The sequence below is a fragment of the Escherichia sp. E3659 genome (assembly GCF_005781135.1).
In the GTDB taxonomy this organism is placed as follows: Bacteria; Pseudomonadota; Gammaproteobacteria; order Enterobacterales; family Enterobacteriaceae; genus Escherichia.
Genome location: NZ_VATQ01000018.1, coordinates 1 through 14,737 on the forward strand (window position 1 = coordinate 1; position 14,737 = coordinate 14,737).

The following is a 14,737-nucleotide window of genomic DNA, read 5'->3' on the forward strand; positions in this document are numbered from 1 at the left end:
CAGCGGGATGCTGAAACGGGAAAGCCCCTCCCGAGGAAGGGGCCTTAAATAAGGAAAGGGTCATGATGAAGTGGATCATCATCGTGGTGCTCTTAGTGATTAGCTACCCAGCATACTAAGACTACCAGGGCGGGGGAAACCTCGCTCTACCCTCATTCCTGAAAGTATGCCTTCATGGTCAGATTGTCAATCCGCAGACTTTGCAGTCTGCGATCCTGCCAGCAAATATTCTTTGCGAGACGTTACGCAATAATCACTGATGAAACTATTTTATCCGCGAGTCAGCGATAGACTGCATGCATGGCGAAAGGAGGTAAGCCGACGATTTCAGCGGGATGCTGAAACGGGATACCCTTCTCCCGGAGAAGAGGGATTAAAAAAGGAAAGGGTTATGATGAAGCACGTCATCATACTGGTGATACTCTTAGTGATTAGCTTCCAGGCTTACTAAGCACACCAGGGGGAGGGGGAAACCTCTCCCTAACCCTCACTCCTGAAATTATGTCACTCCGCCCTTAGTGTCAATCGACGGCTCTCCGTTCTTGCGAGGCGAATAGCAAAATTATCTGTGCCGCCGGGCCTAATTCTGAAAATGTCTTCGTTTGCTCTTCTTTCATTATTGCTGTCGGTATGATACCGGACCTCAATAATTCTCTAAGAAAGGACCTCTTATGAGCGAACAAATCACGTTTGCCACCAGCGATTTTGCCAGTAACCCGGAACCACGTTGCCCCTGCATTTTGCTGCTGGATGTTTCTGGTTCGATGAACGGTAGACCCATTAATGAACTTAACGCCGGATTGGTTACCTTTCGTGATGAACTGCTTGCTGATCCGCTGGCTTTAAAAAGAGTGGAACTCGGCATTGTGACGTTCGGCCCGGTGCATGTGGAACAACCCTTTACCAGCGCCGCTAATTTTTTCCCACCTATCCTGTTTGCTCAGGGCGATACGCCAATGGGCGCCGCCATTACCAAAGCCCTGGATATGGTTGAAGAGCGGAAACGTGAGTACCGCGCAAATGGCATTTCGTATTATCGTCCGTGGATTTTCCTGATCACCGATGGCGCACCAACCGATGAGTGGCGGGCTGCCGCCAACAAAGTGTTTCAGGGGGAAGAAGATAAGAAGTTTGCCTTCTTTTCTATCGGTGTTCAGGGGGCGGATATGAAGACGCTGGCCCAAATCAGCGTCCGTCAGCCTTTGCCATTGCAGGGATTACAATTCCGTGAACTGTTTAGCTGGTTATCCAGTTCGTTACGTTCGGTTTCCCGCTCCACGCCGGGAACGGAAGTTGTACTGGAAGCACCAAAAGGCTGGACGTCAGTGTGACCTGGCGTCTGGTTTATGCATCCGCTGTTGGAATGTCGCACATCAGCGCGGACTTGCCTTGCCAGGATGCCTGCCAGATGCAGGTTGCCTGGTTAAACGACCAGCAACCATTACTGGTGATGTTTATTGCTGATGGTGCGGGAAGCGTTTCGCAGGGGGGCGAAGGCGCGATGCTCGCCGTCAATGAAGCGATGGCTTATATGTCGCAAAAAGTGCAGAACGGTGAATTTGGACTCAATGATGTCCTCGCTACGGATATTGTGCTGGCCGTTCGTCAGCGACTTTTTGCCGAGGCGGAAGTCAAAGAATTAGCAGTTCGCGATTTTGCCTGCACGTTTTTGGGATTGATTTCATCGGCTAACGGCACCTTGATTATGCAGATTGGCGATGGCGGCGTGGTGGTAGATTTTGGTCATGATCTGCAATTGCCGCTTACGCCGAAGGTAGGTGAATATGCCAATATGACGCACTTCATTACCGATGAAGATGCCGTTTCCAGACTTGAAACTTTCACCAGCACTGAGCGTGCGCACAAAGTTGCAGCATTTACGGATGGTATTCAGCGACTGGCGTTAAATATGCTGGATAATTCTCCGCACGTGCCTTTCTTTACCCCGTTTTTCAATGGACTGGCGTCAGCAACGCGGGAACAACTCGATTTATTACCTGAATTGTTAAAGCAGTTTTTGTCCAGCCCGGCGGTAAATGAGCGTACCGATGATGATAAAACGTTAGCACTGGCACTGTGGACAGAATGAACATCGCATGGCGGTTGAAGTCAACAGATCAACCGCCAGTTTAAGCAATCAATATAACGGCTGATTAGCGAACTAATTTTGCTCTTAGTTCGTCGGCTTCTTCTTTTGGATAGGTGACCAATAAAGGATCAATGGTATAACCGCCGTAAATTTTATCCCCACGGGTATACATCCAGTCTGAAATATCTTCTTTCTTAATTTTCCACTCCTGGCCATATTCTACGTTTGTAACAATACCGGGGTCATTGTTTATTATTCCAGTAAACATGCCGTCAGCATAAGAGATCTCTGTTAGCCAGAAATGCTCGGTTCTTCCGTGATCGGTTATCGGGGCTTTAACCGCGTAAGTATCTGCATCTTTTTTATTCATAACCTCGATGAATTGATCGGTTTCTTTCCGCGCATGTTTAATCGCGTCAGACATCGCTTGTTTATCATAACCTTCCGTCACTAACGTATCCGAAACTTCACAATAGCCTGCGGTAGTAAAAAATAGCAGGCTCAACATAAGTAATATCTTTTTCATTTTTTTCTCCAGAATCTCTGTGTAGTAAAAGTTAGCAAAAACCTATGGGACTTAATCATTATCAGGTTGGAATTGAATTGTATCCTGATAAAAGTGCATTATCCTTTTTATTCTTGAACCGAACTCACTTACATAGAAATATCTTTAATGGTTAGTTATCGTTAATCATTAAAATATAATATAGCTACCTGCGAAATATTATGAAGACAAATATAAAAGTATTTACATCGACAGGTGAATTGACCACTCTTGGCCGTGAACTGGGCAAAGGTGGCGAAGGCGCGGTTTATGATATCGAGGAGTTTGTCGATAGCGTCGCCAAGATTTATCACACGCCGCCACCCGCCTTAAAACAGGACAAACTTGCCTTTATGGCTGCGACAGCTGACGCGCAGTTGTTGAATTATGTCGCCTGGCCGCAGGCAGCGCTTCATGGCGGACGAGGCGGGAAGGTTATCGGTTTTATGATGCCAAAAGTTTCTGGTAAAGAACCGATTCATATGATTTATAGCCCGGCACATCGTCGCCAGAGTTACCCTCATTGTGCGTGGGATTTTCTACTCTATGTTGCGCGCAATATTGCTTCATCTTTTGCTACGGTTCACGAGCACGGGCACGTCGTGGGTGACGTAAACCAGAACAGTTTTATGGTAGGCCGTGACAGCAAAGTGGTGTTGATTGATAGCGACTCCTTTCAGATTAACGCCAATGGCACGCTGCATTTATGCGAAGTCGGCGTGTCGCATTTTACGCCACCAGAACTGCAAACCTTGCCATCATTTGTCGGCTTTGAACGCACCGCGAATCACGATAATTTTGGCCTTGCCTTGCTGATTTTTCACGTCTTGTTTGGTGGTCGGCATCCTTATTCCGGTGTACCGCTTATCTCTGAAGCAGGTAATGCGCTGGAGACGGATATTGCCCATTTCCGTTATGCCTACGCGTCAGATAATCAGCGACGTGGTTTAAAACCGCCGCCACGATCTATTCCGCTATCGATGTTACCGGGTGATGTTGAAGCCATGTTTCAGCAGGCGTTTACGGAAAATGGGGTGGCAACCGCGCGTCCGACGGCTAAAGCGTGGGTAGCGGCACTTGATTCCCTACGCCAACAGTTAAAGAAATGTCCCGTTTCGGCAATGCATGTTTACCCCGCTCATTTGGCCGACTGTCCGTGGTGTACGCTGGATAATCAAGGCGTTATCTATTTTATTGATCTCGGCGAAGAGGTCATTACCCCCGGCGGTGGTTTTGTGCTGGCGAAAGTCTGGGCGATGGTAACGTCGTCAGTAGCACCGCCAGCATTGCAACTACCATTACCCGATCATTTCCAACCGACTGGCAGGCCGCTTCCTTTAGGCCTGTTACGGTGCGAATACATCATTCTGATTGAGATCGCACTGTCAGCGTTATCGCTGTTGCTTTGCGGCCTTCAGGCAGAACCGCGTTATATTATTTTGGTTCCTGTGTTGGCGGCTATCTGGATTATTGGCAGTCTGACAAGCAAAGCGTACAAAGCAGAAATCCAGCAACGCCGTGAGGCATTTAATCGCGCGAAAATGGACTATGACCATTTAGTCAGCCAGATCCAACAGTTGGGCGGGCTGGAAGGTTTTATCGCCAAACGGGCGATGCTCGAAAAAATGAAGGACGAAATTCTCGGTTTACCGGAAGAAGAGAAACGCGCTCTGGCAGCACTTCATGACACCGCAAGGGAACGGCAGAAGCAGAAGTTTCTGGAGGGATTTTTTATTGATGTTGCCTCTATTCCCGGCGTTGGCCCTGCGCGTAAAGCGGCGTTACGGTCCTTTGGTATTGAAACAGCGGCAGATGTTACCCGTCGTGGTGTTAAGCAAGTGAAAGGGTTTGGTGATCATCTGACCCAGGCGGTTATCGACTGGAAAGCGAGTTGCGAACGCCGTTTTGTGTTCAGGCCGAATGAAGCGGTAACGCCAGCAGACAGACAAGCGGTAATGGCGAAAATGGCCGCCAAACGACATCGGCTGGAATCGGCGTTGACTGTCGGAGCGACAGAGTTGCAGCGATTCCGCCTTCATGCTCCAGCACGGACCATGCCGTTGATGGAACCGTTACGTCAGGCGGCAGAAAAATTGGCTCAGGCGCAGGCAGATTTAAGCCGTTGCTGAGCCAGTTTTCAATTAACGAAACACCACTTCCGCCCAGCGTGCCAGCCCGGCGGTGACGGAGCCAAAGTCATCGCCGCCTGCAATTGGAATGCCCGGCAACTGTTCTGCCAGCGCTTTTTTAATCAGCGGGGAACGGGCGCTACCGCCGGTCAGATAGATGACATCCGGTTTTTCCTGGGCGTTATCCAGAGCCAGTTGCACCTGTTCCAGAATCCGCGCCAGCGGTTGGCTGAGGGCGCTTTCCAGCCCTTGCTGGCTAATCAGCGTAGCCAGTTCATCGCTGATAAACGGCAGCGATGCGAGGGTTTCCGCTGCGCTGGAAAGCGCAATTTTGCTCTCTTCCGCGCTGCGCACCAGGCGATAGCTTAAACGCTGACGCCAGACTTTCTGTAACAGGGCCACTTTTTCCGGTTCGCGGGCATCGCGTACCAGATCGTTAAGCAGGCGACCGTTGGCACTACTGTAGAAATCACTTTGCGCAGGTACGTCGTTGATGGCAACCGCATTCCACCACGGCAGAATCGGCAGGGCGATGCCTTTTTCGGTTTCGCCTCCCATGCCCAGTAATGGCATCAGGTTTTTAAACGCCAGTGCGATATCCAGATCGTTACCGCCAATACGGCAACCACTGTGACCCAGCAGGCTGGCTTCACGATCGAGACGCGAACGCCACTGCGGTCCCATCAGCAGCAATGAACAGTCAGTCGTACCACCGCCGATATCCACCACCAGCACCCGTTTTTCTTCCTGCAAGGTGGCTTCGTAATCCAGCCCAGCTGCTACCGGCTCGTACTGGAATACCACGTCCCTGAATCCGGCACGCTTTGCCGCGCGTTCCAGAATCCCTTGCGCCTGGGTGTTTGCTTCATCACCCCCCAGCCCCTGGAAGTTGATCGGGCGACCAATCACCGCCTGGGTAATCGCTTCTGGCAACTGCGCCTGCTGGCGAATGTGCAACATCATTGCGCAGACCAGATCCTCAAACAGCGCTACCTGCTGCGGTTTTAAGCCGCTGGCACCGAGGAACGATTTTGGTGATTTCACAAACCACACTTCTTCCGGATCATCAATGTACTGTGCGAGTGAGGAAAGACCGAACTGCACGCTTTTCGCCGTAACATCGATATCTTCTTCGCGGTTATAACGAATCGCCCGACGCAACAGCGCCTGCGTTTCATCGTCGTCTGCCGGAACATCATGATGGCGGTACAGCCATTCGCTTACCGCTTCACGCGTTGGTGCGCAAAGCATTGAAGGCAGCAGCGTGCTGTCGTTTTCCATTTTTAGCAAGTGCGGTTTACCGTCACGCATGACCGCCACTGAACAGTTTGCTGTACCGTAATCAAAACCAATAAACACGAAATAATCCCCATGCCGGTGAAGAAGGGGCGTGACTTTAGCGAAATGTTGCCGTCGCGACAACCGGAATATGAAAGCAAAGCGTAACGTCTGAATAACGTTTATGCTGAAAGCGGATGAATAAGGAGATGCGATGTATACCCTGAACTGGCAGCCGCCGTATGACTGGTCGTGGATGTTGGGATTTCTCGCCGCCCGTGCGGTGAGTGGTGTGGAAACGGTCGCGGACAATTATTATGCCCGTAGTCTGGCGGTGGGCGAATATCGCGGCGTGGTGACTGCTATTCCGGATATCGCCCGCCATACTCTGCACATAAATTTAAGTGCAGGTTTAGAACCCGTTGCCGCTGAGTGCCTGGCGAAAATGAGCCGCCTGCTTGATCTGCAATGTAACCCGCAGATTGTTAACGGTGCGTTGGGCAAGTTAGGCGCGGCGCGGCCCGGATTGCGTTTACCCGGCTGTGTTGATGCTTTTGAGCAGGGCGTGCGGGCGATTTTAGGCCAACTGGTGAGCGTGGCGATGGCGGCAAAATTGACTGCCAAAGTGGTACAGCTTTATGGCGAACGGCTGGATGATTTTCCGGATTATGTCTGCTTCCCCACGTCTCAGCGGCTGGCAGCCGCCGACCCGCAGGCATTAAAAGCGTTAGGCATGCCGTTGAAACGGGCAGAGGCGCTGATTCATCTGGCAAATGCGGCGCTGGAGGGCACCTTACCAATGACAATTCCGGGCGATGTGGAGCAAGCGATGAAAACGCTGCAAACTTTTCCGGGTATCGGGCGTTGGACGGCGAACTATTTCGCCTTACGTGGCTGGCAAGCGAAAGATGTTTTCCTGCCGGATGATTATTTGATTAAACAGCGATTTCCAGGAATGACGCCAGCACAAATCCGCCGTTATGCCGAGCGCTGGAAGCCCTGGCGTTCTTATGCGTTGTTGCATATCTGGTATACGGAAGGCTGGCAACCAGACGAAGTATGACGCTGGTCGCCGGATGCGGCGCGGCCTACGGAACGGACGAATTGTAGGCCTGATAAAACGCGTTAGCGTCGCATCAGGCGATGGGGAAATGCTCCCTCAATTAATCGCGAAATAACTGCTATTAACCAGCAAATCCAGAGGCTGGCCCTCGGTGATCACATCGCCATAAATCAGATCAACACCAATGTCAGAAAGCGTATCCAATACCAATGGCAACGCTACTGGCCCGGCGATGGTTTTCACACCCAACCGCTGGGCATGCCCCTGAATAATCGAAATCAGCATCTCATCCATTAAATTGCCCTGTACGCTGGCGCATAACTCGGCGTCAAGCAGTAGATAATCCGTCATATTTGCTTTGAGCATATTGAATATTTGTAGGTCGCGTCCTACCTGGCTGAGTACGATCCGGCAGCCGGCCAGCCGCAGTTTTTGCACAGCCAGCCCGTGGTCGAAAATCGCTTCTGCCGGAATTACCAAATGGAACAACCGTGGTGGTAATGAACTTTGTTCCAGTTGCTCAAGCAATTCGTCTACCAGAGTGACGCTGCCTAGCCCTGCAACGGAAAGGGGGAGGGCGATACTTAAACCTTTATTGGCAACCGCTTTTGCTGTTTGTTGGAAAAATTCACGTAATACCCGGCGGTCAAGCGCGTGGCTGAGTGCCGGATCGCTGAAGCTACGGCGGAACGCCTGTTCATCAATCAACTCGCCTTTGCTGCTCCAGAGCTTAAGCGAAATCAACCACAAATTCCGCGTTTCCGTGATTCGTGGCGAAGCGATGCCGTGGGCAATCATCATAAGCGGATTCTCTTTAGTCATCCGCCACTGTTCATCGAGCGACATCACTGTCCGTTCATTATGTGCAGTTGCCTGCTGTGGTTCATAAACTGTGACCTGACCACGACCACCATTTTTCGAAGCATAACAGGCGATATCGGCCTGGGACATAACTTCTGCTGCCTGGTGATTACTGTCGTTTATTAACGTCATCCCGGCGCTTGCTCCTACCCGATGTAACCGACCTTCCCACATAAAGTGATAATCATTAATCGCATTGATAATGCGCGTCGCGATAAAACGGGCACTTTCGACATTACAATCTGGCAGTAACAGACCAAATTCATCACCACCGAGTCGTGCCAGTAGATCACTGGAGCGCAGCATACTCAGCATCAACGAAGACAGTTCGCGCAACAAAGCATCGCCGGCCGCATGCCCGGCGCTGTCATTTACTGCTTTAAAGCGATCAAGATCGATAAATACCAGTGCATGTTGCTGATGCGTACTGTGAACGGTTTGCAGCAGTATTCGCAGTTGTTTCTCAAAACTTGCACGGTTCGCCAGATGCGTCAGGGCATCGTGGGAGGCGCTATAGCTAAGCTGACGTAGCATTTTGCGTGCTTCGGTGACGTCCTGAATCACCAGCACCGAACCAATGCTACTACCATCCAGGGTGCTTAACGGCGTAATACTGTAATGAACGTCATAGCTGCCACCGCTACGGCAGTGGAGAACCACGTCCTGTTCAATAGCAGAACGTGAGGTGTCGGCACTGTAAATGTTCTCAATTAACGGCCCGGTGTCACCAGTTGTAAGATGCAATACCGTCAGCAGCGGAACGCCCAACGCCTCTTCTTGCTTCCAGCCGCTCATTTTCTCCGCGACTGGATTCATAAAGGTGATTTTCATCGCCATATCAATACAGACCACAGCTTCACCGATAGAGTCCAGGGTGATATGCAGACGTTCTTTTTCCTGGAACAGCGCCTCGTTGAGTTGTTTTACTTCTGTCATATCCATATTGATGCCAAGCAGGCGTTCGACTTCGCCTTCTTTATTCAGAACCCGATTGGCGAGTGCGCGGATATGACGAATACCGTCTTTTACCGTAATGCGAAATTCCAGTTTAAAAGGCAAACGAGCCTGCAGCGAATCGCGGATGACTTTCTCGGTGTGTTCTCGATCTTCCGGCAGCACGCAGTCATACCAAACCTGCCAGTTTGGTTTGATATGCGGGGAAATTTCGTAAAGTTCAAACATCCGCTTATCCCAACTGAAAATATCCGGCTTCAACTCCCATTCCCAGATACCAATCCCGCCCGCTTCGTTAGCCAGCGTGATGCGTTCCATCAGTTGCTTATTCACCTGCTCGGTGCGTTTTAACTCGTTAATGTCTTCTATCTGCGCAATGAAGTAGAGTGGCGTGCCATCGGTGTGGCGCACCAGTGAGACGGCAAGCAGCGCCCAAACTACGTCGCCGTGGCGGTTGTAGTAGCGTTTCTCCATTGAGTAGGTATTGATTTCACCGCTAATCAACTTCTCAACGTGTTGCAGATCTTTATTGAGGTCTTCCGGCCAGGTCAGCTGTTGAAAGGTGAGTGCACGCAGTTCTTCCTGGCTGTAGCCGAGAAACTGGCACAGGGCTTTGTTGCTTTGCAGCCATTGTCCCTCAGTACCCACCAACGCCATGCCGATAGCAGAATATTCCATGGCGTTCCGAAAGCGTGTTTCGCTTTCGGAAATATGCTTACGTTCCGCGCGGAAGGCGTACATCACCATGGTCATGATGTTGGCGGGAAGCAGAATCAGCAAAAATGGCAGCCACGGCATATGGCTCATCAGGTACGCTCGCGGCGTGGCAAGCAGAGTAGGGTCGGCAGCCATCATTAACGAAACCATCATCACTGTCGTGAGGAAGATCAAAAAGGCTTCCATTCGTGGCAGGCGCACGGCACTCCACATCAGCAGCACAATAATGAAAGTAAAAGGCCACGGCAGGTACAGCATCGAAAGCCAGCTTAATGTCAATGTGATCGCTAACGTCAGCAGCGTTTCAAACAACAGTCGTGGGTTACGATGGCGTAATAGATAATGCGGTTTAAACAACAGGCCCAGCGGTACCAGCGCCAGGGCGCCGATGGATTCTGAAAGTACCCATATCAAAAAAGCCCTGAGAGGATCGTCTCCGGGTGTCAGCAGGACAACCAGCCCCCCTCCCAACAGAGGTGGAACGATGGCGCTGCCAAATGCAAGACGAAGCCAGTCAGCCAGATTTTGTAGCGGGTTATACCACGGTAATAATTTTCGCAGCAGCATTGCGCCCACGACGGCTTCAATAATGTTGATAGCCGTCCAGGTCATATTGAGCGAACTGGTGGAAAAGAGCAGCACGGATGCGGCTATGTTTCCCAGTGAGCAGGCTAACGCGATACCAGGCCACATGCGTCCGGCATGGCGGTAAAACGCCACCATCATAATGGAAGTGGGGAACCATAGCGGCGCAAGCTGAGTGCCAAATTGCGAAAGCTCAAGCGAGAAAAGGGTAAAGATAAACGAGACTAAACCTAAACTGACGAGGTGAAGCAGAGGATGAGGTAAGGTAATTAAAACACGCTGTGATGGTTTACTCATTACCGCTCTATCCGCATGGCCAGGCCGTCAGTATTGGTATCTGTGTTTATGCTAGTACAAAAGTTTTACATTTTATATGCAAATTGCTCATAAAGTGACGTAATGGCGGATAATTTGCGCAACTATGCATAACATTTTTCACTTTGCGTCATAACTGAGCAATTAAATTTGCATCAGGGAATTGATCGTCAACAATTAACTCTGAGAGCAAGGCAACGCTATTCGACTGGTATCACGCGGATGAAATCCCTATAATTGCCGCGTTTGGCGCTTCGGCGCCCCCTTCCTAACATCCAGGTTATTCAGGTCGCTAAATTTATGACTGATCAGTCTCATCAGTGCGTCATTATCGGTATCGCAGGCGCATCGGCTTCCGGCAAGAGTCTCATTGCCAGTACCCTTTATCGTGAATTACGTGAACAAGTCGGTGATGAACACATCGGCGTTATTCCGGAAGACTGTTACTACAAAGATCAAAGCCATCTGTCGATGGAAGAACGGGTTAAAACTAATTATGACCATCCCAGCGCGATGGATCACAGCCTGCTGCTGCAACATTTGCAGGCGCTGAAACGCGGCTCGGCTATCGACCTGCCGGTTTACAGCTACGTTGAACATACGCGTATGAAAGAAACGGTGAAGGTTGAACCGAAGAAAGTCATTATTCTCGAAGGTATTTTGCTGCTGACGGATGCGCGTCTGCGCGACGAGCTGAACTTCTCGATTTTTGTGGATACCCCACTGGATATCTGCCTGATGCGTCGCATTAAGCGCGATGTTAATGAGCGTGGCCGTTCGATGGATTCTGTAATGGCGCAATATCAAAAAACCGTGCGCCCGATGTTCCTGCAATTCATTGAACCGTCTAAACAGTATGCAGATATCATCGTGCCGCGCGGCGGTAAAAACCGCATCGCGATCGATATATTGAAAGCGAAAATAAGTCAGTTCTTTGAATAAGCTTGGTAAATTGTGTACCGTTCAGTGATAACCTGGTATGCCCTTGACGTAACTGGCGTTAAGGGAGTGATGCGCGAAAGGAGAAAATGCCATGCGTCTGTGTGACCGAGATATTGAAGCCTGGCTTGATGAAGGCCGTTTGTCGATCAACCCACGTCCACCCGTGGAGCGTATTAATGGCGCGACGGTGGATGTACGCCTGGGCAATAAATTTCGTACCTTCCGTGGCCACACGGCAGCGTTTATCGATCTGAGCGGTCCTAAAGACGAAGTGAGCGCCGCGCTTGACCGGGTGATGAGCGATGAAATTGTGCTTGATGAAAGCGAAGCTTTCTTTCTTCATCCGGGAGAATTGGCACTGGCGGTAACGCTGGAGTCAGTGACGCTGCCAGCCGATCTGGTGGGCTGGCTGGATGGCCGTTCCTCACTGGCGCGTCTGGGACTTATGGTGCACGTCACTGCGCACCGTATCGATCCGGGCTGGTCTGGCTGTATTGTGCTGGAGTTCTACAATTCCGGTAAGCTGCCGCTGGCCCTGCGTCCGGGTATGCTGATTGGCGCGCTGAGCTTTGAGCCGCTTTCAGGTCCGGCAGCGCGTCCGTATAACCGCCGTGAAGATGCGAAATATCGCAACCAGCAGGGCGCAGTCGCTAGCCGTATCGATAAAGACTAATTCAGGCCCATTGAGGATACCATGAGACGATTTCTGACGACGCTGATGATACTCCTGGTCGTGCTGGTGGCTGGGTTATCTGCGTTAGTGTTGCTGGTGAATCCGAATGATTTCCGTGACTATATGGTCAAGCAGGTTGCTGCACGTAGCGGTTATCAATTGCAGCTCGACGGGCCACTGCGTTGGCACGTCTGGCCGCAGCTTAGTATCCTCTCTGGTCGCATGATATTAACGGCCAACGGGGCCAGCCAACCGCTGGTACGTGCCGATAATATGCGCCTTGATGTGGCCTTGTGGCCTTTATTGAGCCATCAACTCAGCGTTAAGCAAGTCATGCTCAAAGGGGCAGTCATTCAACTGACGCCGGAAACAGAAGCAGTGCGCAGTGAAGACGCCCCAATAGCCCCGAAAGACAATACGTTACCTGATGATGCGGAAGATCGCGGCTGGTCGTTCGATATCGCCAGTCTGCGAGTCAGTGACAGCGTGTTGGTGTTCCAGCATGAAAATGACGAACAGGTTACGGTACGTGATATCCGCCTGCAAATGGAGCAGGACCCACAACATCGCGGTTCGTTTGAATTCTCTGGTCGGGTAAATCGCGACCAACGCGATCTCACGTTAGCGCTCAAGGGGACTGTTGATGCTTCTGATTACCCGCATGATTTAACGGCAGATATTCAACAGATTGACTGGCAACTGCAGGGCGCTGATCTCCCGAAGCAGGGGATTCAGGGCCATGGTCAGTTCAGGACTCAGTGGCAGGAAGCGCAAAAACGTCTCTCCTTTGAACAAATCAATTTAACCGCTAACGACAGTAATCTGACCGGACAGGCGCAGGTAGCGCTGCTTGAGAAGCCAGAATGGCTGCTCAGACTGCAATTTGCCCAGTTAAATCTGGATAATTTGCTGCCGATGAATGAGGTGATGACTAAGCAAAATGGCGTTGCTCAACAGGGGCAAAGCCAACCGACGCTGCCACGTCCGGTAATTTCCTCACGCATTGATGAACCTGCGTATCAGGGGCTGAAAGGCTTTGCGGCAGATATTTTGTTGCAGGCCAATAACGTGCGCTGGCGTGGAATGGATTTTGCCGATGTCACTGCGCAAATGACCAACAAGGCGGGGCTGCTGGAGATTATCCAGTTGCAGGGCAAACTTAACGACGGTGTCGTGTCGTTACCGGGTACGCTGGATGCAACAGCCTCACATCCGCGTATAGTTTTCCATCCCCGGCTGGAAAATGTCGAGATTGGCACCATCCTGAATGCCTTCAACTACCCCATCTCACTAACGGGGAAAATGTCGCTGGCGGGGGATTTCTCTGGTGCTGATATTGATGCCAACGCATTCCGCCACACCTGGCTGGGGACGGCGCATGTCGAAATGACCGATACGCGCATGGAAGGCATGAACTTCCAGCAGATGATCCAACAAGCGGTAGAACGTAATGGCGGTGATGTGAAGGCCGCTGAAAACTTCGATAACGTGACGCGGCTTGATAGCTTTACCACCGATCTGACGTTGAAGGATGGTGTCGTGACGTTAAACGACATGCAAGGTCAATCGCCAGTGCTGGCGCTTTCAGGGGCTGGCACGTTGAATCTGGCAGATCAAACCTGCGACACCCAGTTTGACATTCGTGTGATTGGCGGTTGGAACGAGGAAAGCAAACTGATTGATTTCCTCAAAGAAACGCCGGTTCCTCTGCGGGTTTATGGCAACTGGCAGCAACTCAATTACAGCCTGCAAGTGGATCAGTTACTGCGTAAACACTTACAGGACGAAGCCAAACGCCGTCTTAATGACTGGGCCGAGCGGAATAAAGATTCCCGCAATGGCAAAGATGTGAAGAAGTTGCTGGAGAAGATGTAAGACAAGTTATGCAGATGGCGTCAATTTGTCGCCATCTGCATTTATAGCACTAAGCAGCATGTGGATATTGAACTTCAATACGTTGAATATGCAATCCTGCATGAGCCATCATGGTGATCAATTTATCGATACTAAAGATCTGGATTTTACCTCTGGCAAGTTCAGATATGCGAGGTTGAGTGACCCCTAAGGCAGACGCTGCCTGAGCCTGGCTAAACCCTTGTTGTTCAATCCAGTTATTAATGATCGTTACAAGCTCGGCACGGATCCGCATATTTTCCGCTTGTTCAGGGGTGTCACTCACCGCATCCCACACACTATCAAAGGTTTCAATTTTCATTTTTGCGCTCCTGAGCAAGTTCTTTATAGCGTCGTTTGGCTAAATCAATATCCGATTGACTGGTAGTCTGTGTTTTCTTTTGAAAACAATGCAATACGTAAACCGCTTCTTCAAATTTTGCGACATATATGACGCGATAGATCCCATCAGCATCGCGAGCGGCGGCACCATTATATTCTGAATATGTAAGATCGAAGGCTGTTCCGTTCACTTGATGTTCCTCGCTACTATGGAACGCTCAAGCCGGTGAACGTGCCAGGGTGGCTCAATCGCCACCACCCTGGCAACCCGGGCTCCCGGCGGTAAATCGCCGCTGGCGCGGTTCCCTCATCTTATTCCTTTCGGCTATCGGGTACGGGCGCGAGGTAACAT

At 50.7% G+C, this 14,737-nt stretch carries 13 protein-coding genes and 1 pseudogene; 9 read left to right on the forward strand and 5 right to left on the reverse strand.

The features are described 5' to 3' along the window. Positions 1–62 precede the first annotated feature (62 nt). From FEK47_RS14325 to FEK47_RS14340, 4 genes are all read left to right on the forward strand, one after another. Complete coding sequence (locus tag FEK47_RS14325) at positions 63–119, forward strand: type I toxin-antitoxin system Ibs family toxin (RefSeq protein ID WP_100249716.1); 57 nt, start codon at positions 63–65, stop codon at positions 117–119. A gap of 272 nt (positions 120–391) precedes the next feature. Continuing rightward, positions 392–451 carry a type I toxin-antitoxin system toxin IbsA gene (gene ibsA, locus FEK47_RS14330; protein WP_010723109.1) on the forward strand — a complete coding sequence of 20 codons (60 nt, stop codon included), beginning with the start codon at positions 392–394 and terminating at the stop codon, positions 449–451. 220 nt (positions 452–671) lie between these two features. Next, complete coding sequence (locus tag FEK47_RS14335; protein WP_135487571.1) at positions 672–1,331, forward strand: VWA domain-containing protein; 660 nt, start codon at positions 672–674, stop codon at positions 1,329–1,331. Then, positions 1,328–2,089 (forward strand): PP2C family serine/threonine-protein phosphatase, encoded by a 762-nt coding sequence (locus tag FEK47_RS14340; RefSeq protein ID WP_135487572.1) that lies wholly within the window; start codon positions 1,328–1,330, stop codon positions 2,087–2,089. Before FEK47_RS14335 ends, FEK47_RS14340 begins: the two co-directional genes overlap by 4 nt. 64 nt (positions 2,090–2,153) lie before the next feature. Here FEK47_RS14340 and FEK47_RS14345 read toward each other — a convergent pair whose 3' ends face one another. Then, on the reverse strand, positions 2,154–2,615 hold the full coding sequence (locus tag FEK47_RS14345) for a DUF2314 domain-containing protein (protein ID WP_138183226.1): 462 nt from the start codon (positions 2,613–2,615) through the stop codon (positions 2,154–2,156). 200 nt (positions 2,616–2,815) lie between these two features. On the opposite strand from FEK47_RS14345, the gene yegI reads away from it, so the two are divergent. After that, positions 2,816–4,762: a protein kinase YegI gene (yegI, locus tag FEK47_RS14350; RefSeq protein WP_135487573.1), complete on the forward strand. Its 1,947-nt coding sequence runs from the start codon at positions 2,816–2,818 to the stop codon at positions 4,760–4,762. Between the two features lie 12 nt (positions 4,763–4,774). Here yegI and yegD read toward each other — a convergent pair whose 3' ends face one another. Further along, the gene (gene yegD, locus FEK47_RS14355; RefSeq protein WP_135487574.1) at positions 4,775–6,121 is read right to left on the reverse strand and encodes a molecular chaperone; all 1,347 of its coding nucleotides are present in this window, start codon (positions 6,119–6,121) and stop codon (positions 4,775–4,777) included. A gap of 133 nt (positions 6,122–6,254) precedes the next feature. Between yegD and alkA the strand changes: the two genes are divergently transcribed. Continuing rightward, positions 6,255–7,103 (forward strand): DNA-3-methyladenine glycosylase 2, encoded by an 849-nt coding sequence (alkA, locus tag FEK47_RS14360; RefSeq protein ID WP_135487575.1) that lies wholly within the window; start codon positions 6,255–6,257, stop codon positions 7,101–7,103. A 96-nt stretch (positions 7,104–7,199) separates the two neighbouring features. Here alkA and FEK47_RS14365 read toward each other — a convergent pair whose 3' ends face one another. Further along, a complete protein-coding gene (locus tag FEK47_RS14365; RefSeq protein ID WP_135487576.1) occupies positions 7,200–10,517 on the reverse strand; it encodes a diguanylate cyclase in 3,318 nt (1,105 codons plus the stop codon). A 318-nt stretch (positions 10,518–10,835) separates the two neighbouring features. Here FEK47_RS14365 and udk point away from each other — a divergent pair, with 318 nt between their 5' ends. The 3 genes from udk to asmA all read left to right on the forward strand — a co-directional run bounded on the left by udk (position 10,836) and on the right by asmA (position 14,025). Then, positions 10,836–11,477: a uridine kinase gene (gene udk / locus FEK47_RS14370; RefSeq protein ID WP_064529458.1), complete on the forward strand. Its 642-nt coding sequence runs from the start codon at positions 10,836–10,838 to the stop codon at positions 11,475–11,477. A gap of 91 nt (positions 11,478–11,568) precedes the next feature. Next, positions 11,569–12,150 carry a dCTP deaminase gene (dcd, locus tag FEK47_RS14375; RefSeq protein ID WP_130219374.1) on the forward strand — a complete coding sequence of 194 codons (582 nt, stop codon included), beginning with the start codon at positions 11,569–11,571 and terminating at the stop codon, positions 12,148–12,150. A gap of 21 nt (positions 12,151–12,171) precedes the next feature. After that, the gene (asmA, locus tag FEK47_RS14380) at positions 12,172–14,025 is read left to right on the forward strand and encodes an outer membrane assembly protein AsmA (protein WP_135487577.1); all 1,854 of its coding nucleotides are present in this window, start codon (positions 12,172–12,174) and stop codon (positions 14,023–14,025) included. A gap of 49 nt (positions 14,026–14,074) precedes the next feature. Here asmA and FEK47_RS14385 read toward each other — a convergent pair whose 3' ends face one another. Both FEK47_RS14385 and FEK47_RS14390 read right to left on the reverse strand, forming a co-directional pair. After that, positions 14,075–14,365 (reverse strand): helix-turn-helix domain-containing protein, encoded by a 291-nt coding sequence (locus tag FEK47_RS14385; protein ID WP_000687872.1) that lies wholly within the window; start codon positions 14,363–14,365, stop codon positions 14,075–14,077. After that, positions 14,355–14,522: pseudogene (locus FEK47_RS14390) on the reverse strand (type II toxin-antitoxin system RelE/ParE family toxin); the annotation flags it as partial. The gene FEK47_RS14385 and the pseudogene FEK47_RS14390, both read right to left, overlap by 11 nt. Positions 14,523–14,737: the final 215 nt, after the last annotated feature.

Excerpts from the sequence above, each read along its gene's own strand:
- FEK47_RS14335 (WP_135487571.1), top strand. The coding sequence starts at position 672 with ATGAGCGAACAAATCACGTTTGCCACCAGCGATTTTGCCAGTAACCCG.
- FEK47_RS14345 (WP_138183226.1), bottom strand. The coding sequence starts at position 2,615 with ATGAAAAAGATATTACTTATGTTGAGCCTGCTATTTTTTACTACCGCA.
- yegI (WP_135487573.1), top strand. The coding sequence starts at position 2,816 with ATGAAGACAAATATAAAAGTATTTACATCGACAGGTGAATTGACCACT.
- alkA (WP_135487575.1), top strand. The coding sequence starts at position 6,255 with ATGTATACCCTGAACTGGCAGCCGCCGTATGACTGGTCGTGGATGTTG.
- FEK47_RS14365 (WP_135487576.1), bottom strand. The coding sequence starts at position 10,517 with ATGAGTAAACCATCACAGCGTGTTTTAATTACCTTACCTCATCCTCTG.
- udk (WP_064529458.1), top strand. The coding sequence starts at position 10,836 with ATGACTGATCAGTCTCATCAGTGCGTCATTATCGGTATCGCAGGCGCA.
- dcd (WP_130219374.1), top strand. The coding sequence starts at position 11,569 with ATGCGTCTGTGTGACCGAGATATTGAAGCCTGGCTTGATGAAGGCCGT.
- asmA (WP_135487577.1), top strand. The coding sequence starts at position 12,172 with ATGAGACGATTTCTGACGACGCTGATGATACTCCTGGTCGTGCTGGTG.
- FEK47_RS14385 (WP_000687872.1), bottom strand. The coding sequence starts at position 14,365 with ATGAAAATTGAAACCTTTGATAGTGTGTGGGATGCGGTGAGTGACACC.